Below are 18,800 nucleotides of genomic sequence, written 5' to 3'. Positions count from 1 at the left end.
GGCCTTCCAGTGGCGGATCTTGAAAATCAGCCGCGCCGACTGGGTGTCTGATCTTCGCAAAAGAGGCGCAAAACCGGCTGTTGATCAAGAGGTGTGGGGTTCTGAGGCACCCCGCCCCATCGCATGAGGCGCGCGTCGAAGCGGTGATTCTCCATCACTCATGTGATCGGAGATGGCGTCTCCATTCGGGTTCAGTGATTGCAGAGGGTGACTTCTGGGGATCTGGCGCCTCTGTTTCACCGGGCCTCTGCTTCACCGGGCCTCTGCCGAAAGCCGGGGCTTCTTCGATCTGCCGATCCTGCATGGCCTTGCTGGGCGAAGCTTCCCAGGGAGAGGTGACCTGCTCTTGGATGGGGCGCGGATGACGAATTCAGATGGGGGTGGGCCGGCGTCGGCGTACCGTGCTGGGGGTGACGGATACGACCCGAGAAAACGATCTTCTGGCGGCTCTGCCGACCTTGTCCCGGGCCTTTGGGCTGGGCGAGGTGCGCTCCCGGCAGTTCCTCGCCCACGGCCTGATGAACCGGAACTGGCGGTTGGAGACAACCGCCGGAACGTATGCGGTGAAGGAGATCACCGACGTCCCCCTGCCCAAGGTTCGCAGGAACCTAGCGGTCCTGGCGGACCTGGCCCGCGAGGGGATCCCGGTTCCAGCACCGCTGCCCTCCGATGAGGGCGATCTGGTGGCGGAGATCGATGGTCGCGGCTATTGCGTCCTGCCTTGGATGGGCGGCGAGCACGTTCAGGGGACCGACCTTACCCTCGACCAGGTTCGCGATCTCGGTGCTCTCCTGGCACGCCTCCACGAGGGCTTGCGCCGGTACGGCCCCGGCCCGGTTCCGAAACAGGTACCGGCTACGAAGGTCCGCGGCGTGGACGAGGCCGACCGGGCAGCCGCCGCTCTCCTGGGCCGCCTCCCGGCCGATCCGGTGACTGACTTCGACAAAGGCGCCATCGAGGCTCTCCACCAACGGCGTGGCCTCCTCGTGCGGTACGCCGATGTCCGGCCGGAGGGCGAGACGCCGGCTGGGCCGTACGGGTGGACGCACGGTGACTTTCAGTACCGCAACCTGCTGTGTCAGGGCGGCCAGGTGGTGGCGGTCCTGGACTGGGACCGGCTGGGTGTCCGCCCGTACGGGGAGGAGGTCGCGCGGACCGCGCAGGTGCAGTTCGGGGTGGGTGGCCTCTTCGACCTCGACCGCATCGCCGCCTTCTGCGCCGGCTACCGGTCCGTGATCGATCTGTCCGAGGGGGACCTCGCCGACGCCGTGAAGCGGTTGTGGTGGAAGCGGCTGACAGACTTCTGGCAGCTGGAATTCTACCTCGACCGCCAGGACCCCACCTTCGGCGAGATGTTCCTGACGGACGAGGCACTGCTGAACTGGTGGACCGACCGCGCCGACGAAGTCCAGGCCGCCTACGCGGCCCGCTAGCCGGCGGCTGCCGCCGGGATCAGACCAGCGGCAGCCAGCTCGGGCAGGCACGGCCGGACCAGTGGCACCGCCCGTGTGCGGGCCTTCGCACCGAGGCTGGTCCGGTCGGCGGACTCGATGGCCTTCACCCAGGCGTCCACATCGTCCGGGTCGAGGATCACACCGCCCTCCCCGACAGCCTCGGGAATGCCGCCCCGGGACGAGCCGACCGTGGCGACGCTGTGGAGCCCGGCCTCCACGATCACCCTGGGGAACGCATCCTCGACCTGTGAGGGAACCAGCAGTAGGTCGCTTCCGGAGTACAGGGAGCCCATGGCGTAGGTGCGTGGCACCCAGCGGACGTTCGGGTATCCGGTGAACTCCCGGGCGGTGTCCCACCACCCTTCGACGAGCGTGAACCGGCGGCCGGGGAGCCGGTGGATCAGCTGGTGAAGGAGGACCGATCCCTTGGCAGGGATGGGGTTGACCATCAGCACACCCCCCGGAGCGTGATCGGGTCCGGCGAGGCCGGTGGGGAGGGACGGGTTACCTTCCGCGGGGGCGAAGGGCGGGTAGAAGACCACGGTTTGTGTCCCGGCCGGGGTCTGCGCCCGTCCGGCGACGAACTTCGACGTGGCGAGGGCGACGTGTGGCCTGCCGTGTAGGACCCCGTGGCTGTTGGCGGAGACGGAGTGCAGCCATCCGGCCACCCTGGACGTGCGGCGGGCGAGGGCGGCGATGTCGGCCGCCCCTTCCTGTGACGTCACCACCAACGCCGGTCGTACCTCGCTCAGGACTTCCCGCAGGGTCTTCTCCAGTCGGTCCTGCGTTACGGCCCGGCATGAGACGCCGTTCCATCGGTAACGGAGTTCCTCGCCGGCTTCCTCCCACTCAATGCCGTGGGCTTGGAGATGGGCCCGCAGGTGTCCGACCTGTGCGGACCCGTTCCAGGGCGCCTCGTGGCTGCCGAGGTAGACGACCCGCCATCCGGCGCGGGCGAACTCTTCCGCCAGGAGCTGCTGGGAGACCTCCGCGCCGCCGATCAGCAGTGGCGGCGGGGTCCGCCGCCATGCGAACACCGCCGTCGGCGCGGTCACCGGCCACCCGCCCAGTACGTGAAGAGGGCCTGCACGACCGCGGCCGTCTCCTGCCGGTCGCCGTCCCCGGAGGCGATGGCTATCTCCTTGGCCGCCGGGCGTCGGGCGGGGCTGCAGAAGTAGTCGCGGAAGTGTGTGAGGAAGCCGGGGTCGTGGAGGAAGTACTCCGGCTCCACCTCGTGGTGCCCGGCGGCCTTGCGCCGCAGGTGCAACAGTTCGGGCGTCACGTCCAGGTACAGGGTGTGGTCCGGCCGCAGGTGCGGCATCTCCTCCACCCGCTGGCGCAGTTCCGGCAGGACGCCGAAGCCGTGGATCTCGTCCATGGCGTGGGCATGGGCGAGGAGGGTGTCGACGGTCCGGTCCAGGACCACCAGTCCACCGTGCCGGCGGGCGGCGCGTACGCGCTCGCCCTCGATCTCCATGAACGTCATGAACGCCTCGACCTGCTCGGCGGCCGACCGGGTGGAGGGGGTGGGGATGTCCTCGCGGCGCGCGAACGACTTCACGTAGCAGGAGAAGAACATCGCGTCCTGCATCGCCGGCACCCGGCGCAGCTGCCCCCGGGCGGAGGTCTTGCCTCCGTACGAGGGGCCTTCCAGACCGAGGATCATCACGACCCCCCGAGCCGGTAGTAGCGCTCGGCGAACTGGCCGCGCGGACGGCCGTCCGGGTCGGGCAGCAAGTTGGCGGCGACGGTGTAGGCGTGCCGGATCGGCCGGTACATCTTCCGCGCGGGGTGCATCTGGGATCCGTGCATGTGCAGCAGGGTCACCTTGTCCAGGACGGTGGCGGTGATGTCCTCCAGCTCTGGTTCGAAGACGTCGCCGGTCCGCTGCTGGAACAGTTGCCGGTCGCACCCGGACAGGCCGTAGGTGGACCAGAAGGCGGCGTCCTCCCAGAACCACCGGCAGCCCAGGCGGCGTGCGGCCTCGTGGACGGCGAGGTGGTCGGGGTGGCGGGTGACGGCGGCTGGGGCGAGCAACTCGGCGTCCTCCATCCCGTCGAGCACCTCCGCGAGCTCGGCGGTGATCCGGTCCACCTGGGCGGGCTCGGGTGCCCGGTAGGGCTTCTCGGCGTCCTTGTGCCCGAGCCCGACCCGGGCGGCCCCCAGGGGTAACAGGGACTGGGCGGCCTCGCGGTCGCGGAGTTCGGAGACGGTCTCCACGCTGTTGTAGGTGTTCTCGAGGGAGGGGTGGACGCTACGGGAGCGGGTGAAGACGGTGACCACGGTCAGCGGCCGGGGACGGGCCAGGAAGGTCCCGGAGGCAGACAGGACGAAGTCGTCGTGGTGGGGCTCGATGACCACGACCGGCCGCCCGGAGGGCCTGCGCGGTTCGATCCAGTACGGCGACAGGGTCAGCGGCGCGGTCAGCGTCGTGATCTCCTTCGCCCCGGTCAGGGAGTCCATCCAGGCCCGGTGCGCGGTCAGGAGGTCGGTAGGGAAGGTGTAGATGCCGTCGGCGTCCGGCAGGGGAAGGCGAGTCACCTGGGGTTCTCCGATCATCGGACGGTGGTGGCATACCAGTTGCGCCAGAAGCGGGGCGAGGTCAGACCGATGCGGACGACCACGGGGTTCTGCCACCAGAGCATCCGGGCCGTGGACCAGGCGTCGTAGCGGCGGGTGGAGGGCCGCACGCGGAGGTCTTCGAGGACTGCGACCGGCCCGCCCGTGCTGCGTCCGTATGCGGTCAGGCGGGCGAAGAACTCCATGTCCTCGCTCATGAAGTAGTCCGGCCGGTACCCGTGCACGGCCTTGAAGGCGTCCCGGGTGCAGAACTGGTTGACGCCCTGGGCGCCGCCGTGGCGGGAGCGGTGGTGGTCCCAGTAGGCGCACAGCAGGCGGGCCCCGAACCGGGCGGGGGTGTAGAGCGGCGGGATAGCCCCGCCGACGGCCCCGGCGTCCATTGCGGCGACGGCGGCCGTGATGCCCTCCAGAGGCAGGGCCACGTCGGCGTCGACGAAGAACAGCATTCGCCCCCCGGCCGCGCGGGCTCCGGTGTTGCGGGCCAGGCCGATGCTGCGGACCAGCTCCGTCACCACCTTGGCCCCCAGCTCCTTCGCGACGGTCGCGGTGTCGTCGGTGGAGGCGTTGTCCACCACGATCACCTCTCCGACGAGGCCTGAGACGGATACCCAGGCCCGGAGGGAAGCGAAGACGGTGGGCAGGTAGCGGGGCAGGTACTTGGCCTCGTTGTATGCGGGGATGATCACCGACAGATCGGGATCGGTCACAGCACGGTCCTTCCTGGTTGCGGGGACAGGGCAAGGTGCAGGCGGGCCGCCCAGGCTTCGCGGTCGCGGCCTTCCCGTTGGGCGGCGTAGGTCCAGCCGCGTACGGCCTGGAAGGCCACGTAGGCGTCCAGGAGGCGGGTGTCGAGGGGTCGCCCGTAGGCGGCGGCCATGAACATCCGGTCGGACGGTTCCAGGGCGTCGCATGTCACAAGGGTCTGGGCGAGGTCGTACTCGGGGACCTCCACGGTCGCGGCCTCGAAGTCCACGACGTACTCGGGCAGATGAGGCTCGCCGCCTGCGCCGGCGATGAGGTGCCGGTCACCTCCGCGGATCACGTTCTCCAGGTGGAGGTCTCCGTGGCACCACACCAGACGTTCCCGGCGGGCCCCACCCGCGATGACCTCCAGCGCGGGCGCGAGCCGGACGAAGACCTGTCGGGGGCAGTGGGCGGCCATGGCACTGACCTGCTGGCCGATGCCTGGTGCCAGGCGAACCCCGGCCGGGGGCTCGATGGCGTGGAACGCCGCCATCAGCAGCGCGAGCCGCAGCAGGGCCGCCGGACGCGGCATCTGCCCGGCCCGCACGGCGTCGCTGAGGGTTCTGGTCCCGACGTCGGCGGTGATCAGAGCGGAGACGGTCAGCCCGGGGACGGGCCCGTGCCTGATCACGGCCGGTACCCGCACCCGTCCGGCCTCCGTCACGGCGACCAGGAGCCGGGCCTCGTCGGCCGCGCTGTGGGAGACGTCAGCCGCGAACAGCTTCACCACCACGCGACGGCCGTCGGCCAGCCGGACCCGGTAGACGGCCGTCTTCGGCCCGGTGCGGACCCGGACCGTCTCGGCCGGAGCTGACCCGGCCAGCTCCGTACAGGCCCGCTCCACCGCCAGAACCGTGCCGCCGGTCACCTGGCACCCACCCGGCCCAGGTGCGCGAGCGTGCGGCGCATCTGCCGCCGGTAGACCCTGACGTCCTCTGTACAGGGGCACGAGCGCATCCACGGCTTCTGCGAGCCGACGAAGTGCACCACGCGCCCGTCGCGGCGGCTGACTGGGCGGCGAAGGACCCGCCGGACCCAGTCCCCGCGATCGAGGAACCGGTCCACCTCGAACTGGTTGAACACCGGCTCCACCGGGTGGGCGGCGCCGGAGGACAGCAGCCACAGGTTCAGGGCGCACTGGTCGTTGTGCTTGATGTACTTCCGGCCGCCGATCAGGGCCCGCTGGACCCCGACCCGCATGGGGGCGAGTATCCCGGTGGGCGCCCACAGCATCCCGGCGTTGAAGTAGGGCCGCCCCACCAGGTGTGGCCACCGTTCGGCGAGGCCGGGCAGGGCTGGGCACTGGCCGACGGCCGGGTTGAACTCGTCCTGCACCGCCCCGACCCGATCCTCGGGAAGACCGGACAGCGGCGCGGAGATGTCGCCGCGTACGTGCACGTCGGCGTCCACGTAGATCAGGAACGGCCGGTCGAGGAAGCCGGTGGTGAACCCGAACCTCAGGTAGGTGGCGACGGAGATGTAGGCGCTGTCCGCCATGACGCTCTCGCGCGGCGGGGCCTGCCAGGCCAGGTTGAAGGAGCCGAACCCGCAGCGGCGGGAGAAGGACTCCATCACGGCGGCCTGCCCGGGGGACAGGCCGTTGGTCAGTACCCGTACCGCGCTCTCGCGGCGGTCGGCCGCCGGCAGGTGGTCGGCGACGGACCCAAGGGTGACCAGGGCGGGCAACAGGTAGCGGGCGTCGACGCACATGCCGATCGCGTACACGAGGGTGCCTCCAGGGGAGGGTCGACGGGGCCCGGCGCCGGGCCGGGCGGACGAAGTGCTCCCGGTACCGGTGCCCCCAGGCAGGCCGGTACCGGAAGCGGCTCAGGCGGACCGCAGGAGGTCGGTGTTGCGCGCGAGGTGTGCCACCGACTTGGCCAGCAGGCGCAGCGCTATGGCGGGATCGCTCCCGCAGCCGCCGGCGACCTTGAGGGCGAACCGCACGGTGCTGGCCGCGATGTCCTTTTCTCGGCTTTCCGGCAGCAGATCCGCGTACTGCTCGGCGGGTACCGCCAAGGTCCGGATGTGCCCGCGCAGCCGCTCCCGCAGCTGTACGGCGACCTGCCCGGCCGGGTGGTGGTCGGCGAGACTGAGGGCGGCCTCGACGTCCCCGGCGACGGAGGCGGTCGCGGACGTGGGCGATGCCGCCTCGCTGCTGATCGCGGCTGAACCGATGTCGGGAAAGCCGAGCTGGTGTTGCGCTGTCACGAGCGAGCCTCCTGAGCGCCAGGCTGTGGAGCAGGGGGCGAATCTGCGACCTCGTGCGGTCACCGCCCTGCCGGGGCGAAGTCGCAGTGTTCTCCGCCCAACCGGCCTGAACGAGGCCCCAAGCGCTGTCTAACGTGGCCCTTTCGTGCCCAACGGATGTCTATTCGCGGCCTGCGCGAGATTTCTCGACAACACCTCTGCGCACAGTCGCGGTTGGTGCATAGCGTGGTCGCCGGAGGCAGAGGCCGGCGCAAGGGAGCCGCTGTGGAACGGACAGGACCGACCCTCTTCCAGACCCTGATCAACCAGCGGGGCTGGCAGGACTACCAGGTCTTCAAGAGACGGTACGAGCAGGCGGCCAAGCAGTTAGCCGAGCTGGAGGGCCCGCCCTCGATCTCGACCGCAACGATCGAGAAGCGTCAGTTCTTCCGGTACGCGCACGGCGAGGTCCGCACCCCGCAGACCGTCGCCCGCCGGATTCTGGAGTTCATGTTCCCCGGGATCCCGGCGGCACGGCTCCTCGGGCCCGTGCCGTCCGGGCACGAGTCCGCGCCGCGCCATCCCGCGGCAGAGCAACACCTTGCAGTGGAGCCGTTCGAGTACGGCCTTGAGGACGTGGTGACGGCGGCGGCCAACGAGTCGGCGCGGTTCGCCGCCAGGGCAGAGAGCAGCAACGTGGGACCGCACACGCTGGAGCAGCTGGAAGCTGACATCCGCCGGATAGTCGATTCGTACCCAAACCGCCCTGTAGGGCCGTTGTTCCGCGAGGTGCGCGCCCTGCGCGACCGCGCCTTCGAACTCCTCGAAGGGCGCCAGCCGCCGCAGTACACCCGCGACCTTTACGTCGGCGCCGGCGTGCTGTGCGGCGTTCTGGCGAACGCCAGCTTCGACCTCGGCCGCTACGACGCCGCCGAGACCCAGGCCCGGACCGCCTTCCTCTTCGGCGAGCTGGCCGGCCACAACGGCCTCCGCTCCTGGGTACGCGGACTCCAAGCGCTGATCTCGTACTGGGACGGGCGCCCGGCCGACGCCGTACGCCTCGCCGAGTCAGGCTCGGCCTTCACGCCAGAGTCGGGTACCGCGCAGATCAGGCTGGAGAGCATCAAGGCACGCGCCTACGGTCAGCTGAACCGGCCCGGCGATGCCCTCGCCGCCCTTGGTGCCGCCGACCACCTGCGCGAGCGCCTCGCCGAAGGGGACGAGCTACCGGGCGGCATGATGGCCTTCCCCGTCGAGAAGCAGCTCTTCTACGCCAGCAGCACCCACCTCTGGCTGGCCGGGGCCCAGCACCTGGCCGACGCCGAGGCCCGCGCCGACGAGGCGGTGGAGATGTTCCAGGCCGCCCCACCGGAGCGGCAGCGGCTCGGCGAGATGTCCCTGGCCCGCATGGACCTGGCCATGGCCCGCCTCGGCCGGGGCGACCTGGACGGTGCCGCGGCCCAGATCCACACGGTCCTCGTCACCAGCGCCCGACGTCGCACCGAGAGCGTGGACCGCCGCATCGGCCACTTCACCCGCCAGCTGGCGCTCCACCCCGGCGCGGGGGCACCTGTCGCGATCGGCCTGCGAGAGTCGATCATTGCCCATCAGGAACGCACCATCGCCGAACTCCCGCCAGGAGGCCACCCGTGACCACCGTGACCGTCTTGCACCCCGGCGCCATGGGATCCGCCGTCGCCGCCCAGGCCGCGGCTGCGGGACACGAGGTGCTGTGGGTACCGGAGGGCCGGAGCGAGGCCACCCGCCGACGCGCGGAGGACGCCGGAGCCACCGCGTGTGACTCGCTCGACGAGGCACTGGCCCGTAGCGAGGTCGTCCTGTCGATCTGTCCGCCCCAGGCCGCCGAAGACGTGGCGACCACGGTCGCCGGCCACGCCTTCACAGGGGTGTACGTCGACGCCAACGCGATCAACCCCCAGCGCGTGCGGCGCATCGCGGAAGAGATCAGGCCGGGCGCCACGGTCCTCGACGGAGCGATCTTCGGCCCGCCGCCCGGCGGCCGGCGGGCTGCCCGTCTCTACCTCGCCGGCGAAGCCCAGGCCGCGGACATGGTGGAACCCCTGTTCAAGGACACCGCGTTGCACGTTCGCCGCGCGAGCGGCGGCATCGGCTCCGCCTCCGCGTTGAAGATGGCGTTCGCCAGCTACCAGAAGGCCGCCCGGACCCTCGCGGGCGTGGCCCACGCGCTGGCCGACGCCCACGGCGTCGGAGACGAGCTCACGGCCGAGGCGCAGACGATGGCGTCCAACATCCTCTCCGATCCCGGATACCTGCCCAGCGTGGCCGCACGCGCCTGGCGCTGGGCTCCGGAGATGGAGGACATCGCCGACACGCTCCGCGCGGCCGACCTGCCGCCGGACATGGCCGAGGCCGCGGTGACTGTCATGTCGCGCTGGGAGCGGGACAAGGACCGGTACGACCTGTCGGTCGCAGACGTCCTCGCCCACCTGCGCAAGCCCGGCAGCTGACCGCAGCAGGCGATCAACCAACTTGTTCACTCAGTGAACTGGGTGGCCGTTCACTCGGTGAACGGGCCAGCTGTTCACCGAGTGAACAGTCCTGGTCGCTCAGTTCAGTTACTGAACAGAGAGACCGTTCAGCGACTGAACACGACCGCCGTTCAGAAACTGAACTGGATGAGCCCCGTTCCCTCAGGGAACGAGTCGGGCGTTCCTCAAGGGAACACCGACGGTGTTCCCTTGAGGAACGTGCCGGTCGGCAATGCTGGTGGGTTTCCGGCTACCGGCCGCTTCGTCGGGATCCCGGCCGTCGGGAGTCACCAAGGACGGCTGTGCTCGAGCCCGGGCGGACGGTGCTTGCGGAGTCGGGGCGAGTAGGCCCTTCACCTGCCATGCCGATCAGGCGGTGCAGCCGCCATGTAAGGACGCCGCTGATCGAGGTGGCGGTGTCGAGTTCGCGGTGGCGGGCGGCTTGGGCGAGGAGGGGCGTGGGGTCGAGGCCTGCGGTCTGTGCGTCAGCGAGGGTGGCGGCGAGGGCCGGCCAGCCGGGCTCGGCGACGATCTGCCCGGCCAGGTCCGGTAGTGCTTGGCGAACGATGACGGCCTGCTGCTGAGCAACCGAGACGGCGAGGCGGAGGCCGCGCTCGTGGATAGCGGTCAGGGGCTGGGCCTGGTAGGCGGCGCGCAGGTGCTCGGCTGTCTGGCGGGCGGCTTCGGCTTGCTGGTCGTGGTGGCGGGTGCGGTGCCAGTGCTGTGCTGCGATGACGGCCAGGAGGAGGGCGTCGAGGAGGAACACGAGGAGGGCCCCGTCCTTCGGTGCGGGTTCACGAACGATCGCCTTGATCGCTCGGCGTGTGGACTCGGCCTGCTGGTGGCGGGTGTGGATCCGGGAGCGGCTGGCCCGCTCGAAGGCTGCGGACGCCTGGGCCAGCTGGGGCTTGTAGTCGGTGGGGGCGATGAGGGGGAGTGCGTCGAGGGTCTCGGCGAGGACGGCGATGTGTGCCTGCGCGGCGGCGTCGTCGGCTTGGTCGAGAATGTCGGGGATACGGGTGGCCGCGTCGGTGAGCTGCTGCCAGGCCGCACGCCGACGGCCGGAGGGAGCATCCGTGGCGGCGGGCCCGGCGTGTGCGAGGCGTTCGCTGATCTTGGGGTAGGACAGGTCCGGGGCCAGGGCGGAGCCGGAGAACCACACCGGCTCGCCGTCCTTATTGGTGTCTCCGTCGAGGGCGACCTTGTAGCCGCGGATGTCACCGGAGGGAAAGCGCTGGATGTCCACCAGCACGCCCGCCCCACGGAGGATGGTGAAGAACTCCTCGGTGTCGGTGGCAGCCGCCACCGAGGTGCGGACGGTGGTGCGCAGCCTCTCCCGGGGCGTGACGGCGTGGCCGGTGCGGCGGGCCTTCTCCTGCTCGGCGCGGGTGGGGCGCTTGGCTGCGGTGCGGTCGCCGCGTACGACTTGGCGGAGCCCGTATTCCTTCTCGATGGCGGCGAGCTCCTTGTCGGCGCGCGGGTAGTCGTTCCAGTTGCGGGGTTGGCGGAGGTCGCCGCGGACTTTGGTGGCGACGATGTGGATGTGGTCGTCGGCGTGGCGGACGGCGACCCACCGGCAGGCGTCGGGGTCGCCGGCGGGGGCGATGCCAGTGGCGTTCAGGACCCGGCGGGCGATCACCGCCCACTTGTCGTCCGTCAGGATCCGGTCCTCGGGCGCCGCCCTGACTGAGCAGTGCCACACGTGCTGGTCGGGGGCGTCTTCACCAGCCTGCTTGACGCGCAGGTCGAGGACGGTGGCGAGCTGGGTGAGTGTGGCGGTCTCGTTGCGGCCGGGGTCGGGGGCGAAGCCGTCGAAGGACGCCACGAGGTGGGGGTCAACGTGATCCTTGGCGCGCACGGTGTCGTACAGGTACTTCAGGACGCCGCGGGTGTCGGCGCCGGTTCCGATCTTCGCAATCATGTGGCGGCTCGCTTTGCGGTGGCGGTCTTGGCAGCCGCCGCATCGATCGATGCGGCGGCGACACGCGCTACGCCGAGGACCCGTTCTGCTTCCGCGAGGACTGCGCTGTCCCCAGGGTGTGGATGGCCGCCGGAGTTCAGTTTGAAGGCGATCTGGTTGACGTTCTTGCCGATAGCGGAGACCTGGAACCGCAGGGCGGCGAGCTCGTCGATCAGGTCATCGTGGGAGGTTCTCTGGCCGGGCAGAGTGAGGTCGTCGGCGAGGTAGGCCGTGACGATCGCGCCGACGAGGTGTGCGCCGGCCAGATTCAGGCGGCGGGCCTCGGCGGTGATCGCGGTGTGCTCGGCGAGGCTGTAGCGGACGTCGACGCGCATCTTGCGCTGCTTGCTGTCACGGGCACGACGGCGGGCGATGCGGTACAGCGCGGCCTCGTCGGCGGCCCGTACGACGGCTGGCAGCCCGGCGTCGGCCGCACCGGCCACCTCCTCCTGCCCCGGTGCGCCCTCGCGCCGGGGTTCTGCCTCCGCCACCCCCGGGGCGGAGGCTGCGTTGGACCGGCCCTTGGACGGTCCAACGCCATACCTTGCTGCCCGGTCGGTGGCTGGGGTGGAGGTCGCCTGATGCGGATCGCGGGAGGTGGTGAGAGCGGGCTGAAGGCACATGGAAGAAGCTCCTTGCTGCGGCGGTGAATTGGGCGAGGTGGGCAGAAAGCCCGACGGAGGCCTCGACTCAGGTGGTTCGAGTGGAGGCGTGCGGGGGCTGCTGCGGGCGTGGCCGAGCGGGTGGAAGGGCTACGGACCAGCTCGAGCTGCTGGTCCGTAAGGCCCCCATTCCGGCGTTCCGCGGCTGACCGGATATCCGGTCAGCCGCTGGATGCGCCGGTGCCGGCGTCTTGTTCTGCGCCTAGGAGAGCCTTGAGCTCGGTGAGGCGGTGCTCGGCGATGGGCAGGCCGGCCTCGCGCACGGCGTTCCGCAGGACGGCGCGGGTGACACTTCCGTGCAGGGCGACGGCCGGGCGGCAGATGGCCAGCAGTTCATCCATGTCAGCTCCGGGAGGGCGACCGTAGCGTTGTGCCGTCGGACCGCCTCCGTCCGGGGACGGCGCCGCGCCTTCTGCGGTGGGATCCGTTTCGTGCAGGGGGAGTGGGGGCTGCACGGATGGTGGAGGCGGGCCCTCGGGACGCACGTCGGGGTCAGGGTGTTCCCGGACTTCCGCGTCTTCTCGGCTCTGGCTTGCGCCCGACCGGTTGTGCGAATGCCCCGGCTCGGCGGGAGGTTCGGTGTTCCCGGCCGGCTTGGGTTCGGCCCAGGGCGAAGGCAGGTCGACGGTCGCCAGCGCTGTGGCGTGACGGCGGGCGGCGAGCTGCTGCAGCAGGTCTTGGCGCTGGCGGTCGTCGATGCCCACTGCGGCTTGTGCGACGGCCTGCGACAGCCGTCGTGCGATGCGCCGGCCTCGCCACCGGTTGCGCTTGGCCGGGGTGAGTTCGGCGAGGCGGGTGGCCAGGGCGACGGCCTTGAGGGTGGCGCGGTCGCGGGTGATCTGTGCAGCGTCCCGGTCGCGTACGGCGATGCCGAGGCGGGAGAGGAGGCGTTCGCGTATCTCACAGCCGATCTTTGCGAGGATGCTGTGGGACGCGGCTTCCGGCTTACGGAGACGCAGTTCGATGCCCATGGCCTCGTGCCAGAGCGCCGCGGCCAGAACCGGGCCCACGAAGGCTCGCACCGTGCCGCCGACCAGGCCGGACTCGGCGTACGCGGGGATCACCTGCACAGTGGTGATCACCCAGGTCAGGGTGCCCGGCAAGCCCGGTGCCTGCTTGGGGCCGTGGAGGTTCTGCCGCGCCAGCAGCGCCGTGGCGAACAGGGCGAACTCCGCGGCGGCGAACATGGCGGCGCGTTCGGCTGTGCCGCCCATGTCCAGGTAGTGGGCCGCGAACCGCCAGCTGGTGTCGGCGCTGTAGGCGGTGCAGCCGACCGCGGCCAGCGCGGCCACGATGACCGCGGGCGATCCGGGCTTGCGGCTGCCGCTGGTCCGGCGGGTGCGCTGCTTGACCAGCCACATGATCAGCAGCACGGAGCAGGCCAGCGCGAAGGCGGTGAGGGTGAGGGAAGTGGCGTTCCATTGCCCGAGTGCGGGCAGGGCGAGTGGTGTCATGCAGAGGTCTCCAGAGACCCGCCGCGCTGTGTGGGCGAGGGCGGGCGGTGTGGTGAAGGCGGTGAGGTGGGTGGGTGCCGCCTGCGGGGGCCGGAGCTACGAGGCCAGGGGCGCGGCGGGTAGCACGGGCGGAGCGGAGGCGGCGGGCGGAACCGTAGGTGTGGAGAAGTGGTTCAGCGAGCGGGGCCCGTACGGCGGGCGCTGGCACCGCCCGGCACGGTGACAGGGCGCGGTACAGCCACTTGCCGGGTGTGGGATGCGGCGGCGAGGTCGACGCGGGATGGGTGGGGGATGGCGCGTGGGGCGTTGCTCCGTGCGCCGCCGTCGAGGCCGGTGCGTCGGTTGCGGCAGGGCACGCCTTCGTGGGCGTGGCACCAGGGGCACGGGACGCTGAGGGCGTCGGGCTGTCCTGCGGCGGTGGCGGCTTCGCGGGCGGCGCGGGCGGGCCGGTACCGGGCGAGCTGCGCGCGTGCCGCCGGAGGGATCACGGATCCGACGGAGCGCAGGCGGGCCTCGAGATCGGGGTGCGGGCCGGCGGTGAGCTGGCGAAGGGTGGACGGCGCTGCCTGGCCGACGGCGACGGCGTGCCGGGTGCCGAGCAGTTCGGACCGCCAGGCGGCCGGGTCGTCCGGGTCGGCGGCCGGGGTGGGGTCGGTGTGCCGCTCCAGGCGGTCGCGGCGGTAGGCGCCCCATTTGCGGGCGACGTCCACAGGCAGGACCGGATAGGGCGAGGCGACGATATGGGCCCGTACCGCTTCGCGGGCGTCCCAGCCGTGGGCGGTCGTGGCGGGCACGTCATGCAGGAGTTCGTGCCACTGCGCGATCCGGTCAAGGGCAGTGCCGGTGTCCGTATGGGCGGTGCGGGGGTCGAGGCACCCGATGTAGGCGAGCAGGGCGGCGATTTCGCGGCGGTCCAGGGTGGTCACTCCGTTCCGGTGGGGGTGTTGCGGGCTTCGAGTTCGGTGAGGGCGTTGAGCAGGGCGGTGGCGTGCTGTTCGGCGCGGGTCTTTCCCGCCGCAGGAGCGGTGGAGGCGCCGCCGCCGGGCAGGGAGCGGAGGTACGGGCGGCCAGCAGCAGGGGTGCGTTCGCGGGTGATCCACTCGCGCCAGTCGGCGGACCAGGCTGCGGCGGTGCGTGGTGCCCAGACGGCCCGGTAGGTACGCCACTTCTCGTCGGCGGCTCGTAGGGCGTGCTCGCCGAGTCTGTCGAGGTGGCCTTGTTGCCGCAGCCACGCTTGGGTGGCGTCGTCGATGTGCCACTGGGTAGCGGGGATGAGTGCAGAGTTGCTGCTGCTCTTACTACCGTTCACCTTTGGTTCACTACTGTTCTGGGGGTCGGATTCTGGCCCCCTCCCGGGTCGGATTCCGCTCCCCCGGGCCGGATTCCGGTCCCCCTTCAAGCGGCTTCGCAGGGTCGGATTCCGACCCTGCGGGGGTCGGAATCCGCTCCCCCTCCAGGGCCTGCTTGGCGAGGAACCGGGCCGCGTCGGGGAGGTGGTAGTACCTCTCGCCGCGAGGGCCCTGGCGGTCGTCGAGCCACACCAGCTCGCCGCTGTCGATCAGCTTGTCGAGGGCGGCCCGGACGGCGCTGCGGGAGGCGTTGGCCCGCTTCATGAGGGCGGTGACCGAGGCGTACGCGATGCAGCGGTCATCGACGCACCGATCGGCGATCAGGACGAGGATCAGGCGGGCGGTGCCCTTGCTGCGGCTGTGGTCCCACACCCATGCGCGGGCGTCGTGACTCATCGGGTGGCGGCTCCTTGGTGAGGGCGGGCAGGGGGCAGCCCGCTTCGGGGTGAGGGGAGGGGGAGTGTGCGGGTGACGGTGAGGCTGCGGCACGAGGCGCGCGCTGCTCAGCCCCGGGCTCGACATGCCGGTCTTGCCGTGCCCCGGATTCAGCGTTCGGGGCGCATGGACAAGACAGCCACATCCGTTCGCGCAAGTCCAGCATTCCGCCGCGAAGGTAAACAGCCCGCGGCGAACACGTCCTTGCGTCCGCATAAAAACGGTAGACCCGAATCCCCGGTTGACGAAATAGTGTAGGAAATCTCAGGGATGAATTGGGGCAAGCCGTAACGCTTCGACGGTGTGCACTGCTGGCATGCTCTCCGGTGCCACCTGCCAGACACCCTGGGCAGGCCAGAGGCGTGCCCCACTCCCGCGTCCACCAAGCGACCGGCCTGACGATCCGTTATTTGGTCAACCGGGAAACCCGTGCTATGTTTCGCGATTTTCTGCGGCAGGGTAGGGAACCTGACAACAAAGCAGGGGAATATAGCAGCAGATCCCCGGTTACCGAAACCGGGGATCCGGAGTTACAAAATATCCATGCCTCCAACGCCTCTGGAAATCGGTCCGGCCGGAAAGCGGGCTGCCCGCGCCATCGAGCGAGCCCGCACCGCCCGCGGCGTCGCCCAGCGCCAGCTGGCAGCCCGCGCCACCGCGCTGGGTCACCCCACGACCGTCACGACCATCTCCCGCATCGAACGCCGCCGGCGCCGTTGCGACGTCGACGACCTCGTCGCCATCGCCGCTGCCCTCGGCGTCTCCCCCCTCGCCCTGCTCCACGGCACCCCGTAGCGACCCGCGCCTGCGCACCCCCATGCCGCAGGTAGTCGGCGACGTTCACACCGAAGCTTCGCCGCCGATGCGACCGCCCCCATCCCGTCACACATCAGAGAAGGACCACCTTTGCCCCAAGAGGCCAGCCTGCCCGCTCTGCCCCGCCTGTTCCGCCCCGAGGAGATCGCTGCCGCTCTCGGCTGCTCGGCCTGGTGGGTCAAGGACCGGGCCCGCCGCCGCCTCATACCGTTCACGTACGTCGGCGGCTCGTACCGCTTCACCGCAGACCACCTCGCCGACATCGTCCGGCTCCACGAGGAGCGCCCCGCCCGTGCCACCTCACGGCGCCCCGCTGATCCGGCCCCGCAACCGAAGGCCGCCGTGGCACCGCGGAAGCCCGACCCGACCGTGCCCGCCACGCGATTGAGGGCCCGGCCCCCGCGGCGCGCGCTCAAGTCCCAGTACGACACCGCCGCGTAGCCGCTCCGGGACTCACACGACACAGCCATCACAGCGAGAGGAGAACCGTGGGGTACGGCGAAAGGCGCGTCGGCTACTGGCGGGGCCGCTACAAGATCGAGGACGGTAAGTACGGCACGGTTGCCGACCCGAGCGGCACTGTGATCAAGTTCGCCACCAAGCGGGAGGCGAAGCAGGCAGCTGACGAGGAAGAGGCCAAGGTCCGGCGTGGCAGCTGGCGCGACCCGTCGCTCGGACAGGAGACGTTCGGCGAGTACGCCAGCCGCTGGTACGACGACCAGGATCTGGCCGCCTCCACCATGCAGAACTACCGCCGCCACATCGAGGAGCACCTGCTCCCCGTCTTCGAGGACAAGGCACTCGCCGCAATCCTGCGCAGGGACGTAGACGCCTGGGAGAAGAGCGAGAAGGCCACGTACGCCGCCTCCAGCGTCAAGACCTGGCGCTCGACCCTCCACCTGATCTTCGAGGACGCGATCGACGAGGGCCTGATCACGGCCAACCCGGCGGCCAGGCGCCGCGGCCGAGGTAAGCGCGCCGGCCGCTCGCGGGACCGAGGACCGGAGAAGGTCATCACCGATGCCCTCGGCATCTTGCTGACCGCTGAGCGGGCTGCCCTGCTCTCCGGCCGTGACGACGAGTTCGTCGCCGTGGTGCACAAGGGGTACACCGGCATGCGCTGGGGCGAGATCGTCGGACTGGAGACGGAGTTCGTCCGCCGCGGCTCCGTGCGCGTCGAGTGGCAGTTGTACGAGCTGGACACCGGCGAGTTCGTGCGCTGCCCACCGAAGGACGACAGCTACCGGACCATCGACACGCCGGACGGGCTGTCCGCCCTGGTCGCCGACCACATCGCCCGCACGAAGCCGCAGCCCTGCTCTTGCCACGGCAGGACCTACGTCTACCGCGGGCTCGGCACCGCCCGCACAGGCGGCCACCACGGTGCGAAGCTCGTCGACGTCGCTCGTCACGCCGGGGTCTCCACGGGCACGGTTTCGAACGTCCTCAACCACCCGGACCGAGTCCGTGAGGAGACCCGCGTCCGCGTCGAACTCGCCGTTGCCGAGCTTGGGTTCATTCGCAACGGGCCGGCCCCCGGCGACCCGGCCGCCCACTGGCGCCGCAACGGCTTCGCCACCTGGCTCTTCCGACCGGCTGCCGACGGTTGGTACCCGAGGAAGGCTCCGCAGGAGGCCCGCCCGGTTCCGATCGTCGGCGAACCCTGGCCCGGCATCCCCGTCCGAGGCCGCAACGCCCAGGGCCGCGCCGACACCTGCTGGCTGCCCATAGCCAAGGGACTCACTCCCCACGGCCTGCGCCACGCCCACCGGACCGTGATGGAGGACCTCGGCACCGAGAAGGTCCTCATGGACGAGCGCATGGGCCACCTCGACGGCTCGGTCTCCGCCCGCTACGCCCACGTCACCCCGGGCATGCGCCAGCGCCTCATGCTCGGCCTCACCGAGCAGTGGGTGGCGTCCCTCGATGCCCGTCGAGCGATGAGCCCGAGGTCGCCGGTCGCTGCTCTCGACCGCCTGCTGGTGGCCGTGCCCTGACCGGGCGGGGCCGACCGCGCCACGTCGGCCCGGTCCCCCCTCGGTGGGCGACCGGGGCCTGAGGCGTCCTATCCCTCGGCCGCCGGCGCGCGGCCGACGATGTCGGACAGTGGGCCGCGATAGGTGGTGCCCAGTTTTGTCACCACGGCTGTCGTGGGGCCGGGGCCGTCCTTCATCCGGCTTACGTAGTTCTCAGGCAGCAGCACGCGATCTCCCACCGCGAGGGGTCGGCTCCCACGCCATCGGTACGTGTACCTGCCGACCTCGACGACCTGATGACCGCCCACCTCATAGACACGGTGCGCGCCATCCAGTTGTTCCTCGAGATCCTTGACGCGTTGCTCCAGCCGTTCGATGCGGGACTTGGACAGGCTGGCGCTGCTCTCGCTACCCGATCGGTAGCCTTCGCTCCAGCCACGGCGATGGGCTTCGGCCACTGCCTTGTCCTGCGCGGTGGCGTGGGTGCCGCATGCCACATCCGAACCTGACACCCGGATCTTGCACGGGCTGCCCGAGCGGGTCGGCCGTCCGCAGGTCCGGTCTGAATGGTCGATCATGCGCGATGGCCCCTTCGTGTGGCTACAAACAGATCCTCTCCTAGGAGCCCGCCCTGGGAGCAGGAAATCGGACAAACGCCGGACCTTCCGAC

The 18,800-nt window shown here is 70.7% G+C and carries 20 protein-coding genes; 6 read left to right on the top strand and 14 right to left on the bottom strand.

The annotated features are described in order from the left end of the window. The first annotated feature begins 410 nt into the window (after positions 1-410). Positions 411-1,433, top strand: coding sequence for a phosphotransferase (locus AW27_RS15290; protein ID WP_236647616.1), 1,023 nt, complete (start codon positions 411-413; stop codon positions 1,431-1,433). Here AW27_RS15290 and AW27_RS15285 read toward each other — a convergent pair. The 7 genes from AW27_RS15285 to AW27_RS15255 form a co-directional block, all read right to left on the bottom strand. Then, positions 1,430-2,509 carry a glycosyltransferase gene (locus tag AW27_RS15285; RefSeq protein WP_037920908.1) on the bottom strand — a complete coding sequence of 360 codons (1,080 nt, stop codon included), beginning with the start codon at positions 2,507-2,509 and terminating at the stop codon, positions 1,430-1,432. The genes AW27_RS15290 and AW27_RS15285 overlap by 4 nt on opposite strands. Next, on the bottom strand, positions 2,506-3,120 hold the full coding sequence (locus AW27_RS15280) for a hypothetical protein (protein ID WP_236647618.1): 615 nt from the start codon (positions 3,118-3,120) through the stop codon (positions 2,506-2,508). The genes AW27_RS15285 and AW27_RS15280 overlap by 4 nt, the downstream gene beginning before the upstream one ends. Continuing rightward, positions 3,120-3,995 (bottom strand): PIG-L deacetylase family protein, encoded by an 876-nt coding sequence (locus tag AW27_RS15275; RefSeq protein WP_236647620.1) that lies wholly within the window; start codon positions 3,993-3,995, stop codon positions 3,120-3,122. Before AW27_RS15275 ends, AW27_RS15280 begins: the two co-directional genes overlap by 1 nt. A 14-nt stretch (positions 3,996-4,009) precedes the next feature. Further along, entirely contained in the window at positions 4,010-4,741 is a 732-nt protein-coding gene (locus tag AW27_RS15270; RefSeq protein ID WP_037920914.1) for a glycosyltransferase, read from the bottom strand. Further along, positions 4,738-5,646 carry a phosphotransferase gene (locus AW27_RS15265; protein WP_037920916.1) on the bottom strand — a complete coding sequence of 303 codons (909 nt, stop codon included), beginning with the start codon at positions 5,644-5,646 and terminating at the stop codon, positions 4,738-4,740. The genes AW27_RS15270 and AW27_RS15265 overlap by 4 nt, the downstream gene beginning before the upstream one ends. Next, entirely contained in the window at positions 5,643-6,503 is an 861-nt protein-coding gene (locus AW27_RS15260) for a glycosyltransferase (RefSeq protein WP_037920918.1), read from the bottom strand. The genes AW27_RS15265 and AW27_RS15260 overlap by 4 nt, the downstream gene beginning before the upstream one ends. A gap of 102 nt (positions 6,504-6,605) precedes the next feature. Beyond that, entirely contained in the window at positions 6,606-6,989 is a 384-nt protein-coding gene (locus AW27_RS15255; protein ID WP_037920920.1) for a DUF6415 family natural product biosynthesis protein, read from the bottom strand. 264 nt (positions 6,990-7,253) lie between these two features. Here AW27_RS15255 and AW27_RS15250 point away from each other — a divergent pair, with 264 nt between their 5' ends. After that, complete coding sequence (locus tag AW27_RS15250) at positions 7,254-8,621, top strand: NsdA family TPR-like regulatory protein (RefSeq protein ID WP_037920923.1); 1,368 nt, start codon at positions 7,254-7,256, stop codon at positions 8,619-8,621. Beyond that, a complete protein-coding gene (locus AW27_RS15245) occupies positions 8,618-9,457 on the top strand; it encodes a DUF1932 domain-containing protein (protein WP_037920925.1) in 840 nt (279 codons plus the stop codon). Before AW27_RS15250 ends, AW27_RS15245 begins: the two co-directional genes overlap by 4 nt. 271 nt (positions 9,458-9,728) lie before the next feature. On the opposite strand, the gene AW27_RS15240 is transcribed toward AW27_RS15245, so the two are convergent. The 6 genes from AW27_RS15240 to AW27_RS34405 all read right to left on the bottom strand — a co-directional run bounded on the left by AW27_RS15240 (position 9,729) and on the right by AW27_RS34405 (position 15,299). Continuing rightward, entirely contained in the window at positions 9,729-11,399 is a 1,671-nt protein-coding gene (locus tag AW27_RS15240) for a relaxase/mobilization nuclease domain-containing protein (protein WP_052030391.1), read from the bottom strand. After that, a complete protein-coding gene (locus AW27_RS15235) occupies positions 11,396-11,929 on the bottom strand; it encodes a mobilization protein (protein WP_037920927.1) in 534 nt (177 codons plus the stop codon). The genes AW27_RS15240 and AW27_RS15235 overlap by 4 nt, the downstream gene beginning before the upstream one ends. 332 nt (positions 11,930-12,261) lie before the next feature. Continuing rightward, complete coding sequence (locus AW27_RS15230; RefSeq protein ID WP_037920929.1) at positions 12,262-13,554, bottom strand: hypothetical protein; 1,293 nt, start codon at positions 13,552-13,554, stop codon at positions 12,262-12,264. Positions 13,555-13,727: 173 nt separating this feature from the next. Further along, positions 13,728-14,471: a zinc finger domain-containing protein gene (locus AW27_RS15225; protein WP_052030507.1), complete on the bottom strand. Its 744-nt coding sequence runs from the start codon at positions 14,469-14,471 to the stop codon at positions 13,728-13,730. A 5-nt stretch (positions 14,472-14,476) separates the two neighbouring features. After that, positions 14,477-14,863, bottom strand: coding sequence for a hypothetical protein (locus tag AW27_RS34410; protein ID WP_370466491.1), 387 nt, complete (start codon positions 14,861-14,863; stop codon positions 14,477-14,479). Between the two features lie 10 nt (positions 14,864-14,873). Next, a complete protein-coding gene (locus tag AW27_RS34405; protein WP_370466490.1) occupies positions 14,874-15,299 on the bottom strand; it encodes a helix-turn-helix domain-containing protein in 426 nt (141 codons plus the stop codon). A gap of 582 nt (positions 15,300-15,881) precedes the next feature. Here AW27_RS34405 and AW27_RS15215 point away from each other — a divergent pair. The 3 genes from AW27_RS15215 (at position 15,882) to AW27_RS15205 (ending at position 18,151) form a co-directional block, all read left to right on the top strand. Further along, on the top strand, positions 15,882-16,133 hold the full coding sequence (locus tag AW27_RS15215) for a helix-turn-helix domain-containing protein (protein WP_037920931.1): 252 nt from the start codon (positions 15,882-15,884) through the stop codon (positions 16,131-16,133). Between the two features lie 111 nt (positions 16,134-16,244). Continuing rightward, positions 16,245-16,595, top strand: a complete 351-nt coding sequence (locus tag AW27_RS15210) for a MerR family transcriptional regulator (protein ID WP_037920933.1) — start codon at positions 16,245-16,247, stop codon at positions 16,593-16,595. 47 nt (positions 16,596-16,642) lie between these two features. Beyond that, complete coding sequence (locus AW27_RS15205; RefSeq protein ID WP_037920935.1) at positions 16,643-18,151, top strand: LacI family DNA-binding transcriptional regulator; 1,509 nt, start codon at positions 16,643-16,645, stop codon at positions 18,149-18,151. A gap of 68 nt (positions 18,152-18,219) precedes the next feature. Here AW27_RS15205 and AW27_RS15200 read toward each other — a convergent pair whose 3' ends face one another. Beyond that, positions 18,220-18,708: a hypothetical protein gene (locus AW27_RS15200; protein ID WP_236647621.1), complete on the bottom strand. Its 489-nt coding sequence runs from the start codon at positions 18,706-18,708 to the stop codon at positions 18,220-18,222. Between the last annotated feature and the right edge of the window lie 92 nt (positions 18,709-18,800).

It is taken from the genome of Streptomyces sp. PCS3-D2 (assembly GCF_000612545.2).
GTDB lineage: Bacteria > Actinomycetota > Actinomycetes > Streptomycetales > Streptomycetaceae > Streptomyces.
This window is presented reverse-complemented; position numbering and strand designations above follow the sequence as displayed.

Bases quoted from the DNA above. Each gene is read 5' to 3' on its own strand.
- AW27_RS15240 (WP_052030391.1), bottom strand. From the start codon at position 11,399: ATGATTGCGAAGATCGGAACCGGCGCCGACACCCGCGGCGTCCTGAAG.
- AW27_RS15215 (WP_037920931.1), top strand. From the start codon at position 15,882: ATGCCTCCAACGCCTCTGGAAATCGGTCCGGCCGGAAAGCGGGCTGCC.
- AW27_RS34405 (WP_370466490.1), bottom strand. From the start codon at position 15,299: ATGAGTCACGACGCCCGCGCATGGGTGTGGGACCACAGCCGCAGCAAG.
- AW27_RS15230 (WP_037920929.1), bottom strand. From the start codon at position 13,554: ATGACACCACTCGCCCTGCCCGCACTCGGGCAATGGAACGCCACTTCC.
- AW27_RS15280 (WP_236647618.1), bottom strand. From the start codon at position 3,120: ATGATCCTCGGTCTGGAAGGCCCCTCGTACGGAGGCAAGACCTCCGCC.
- AW27_RS15200 (WP_236647621.1), bottom strand. From the start codon at position 18,708: ATGATCGACCATTCAGACCGGACCTGCGGACGGCCGACCCGCTCGGGC.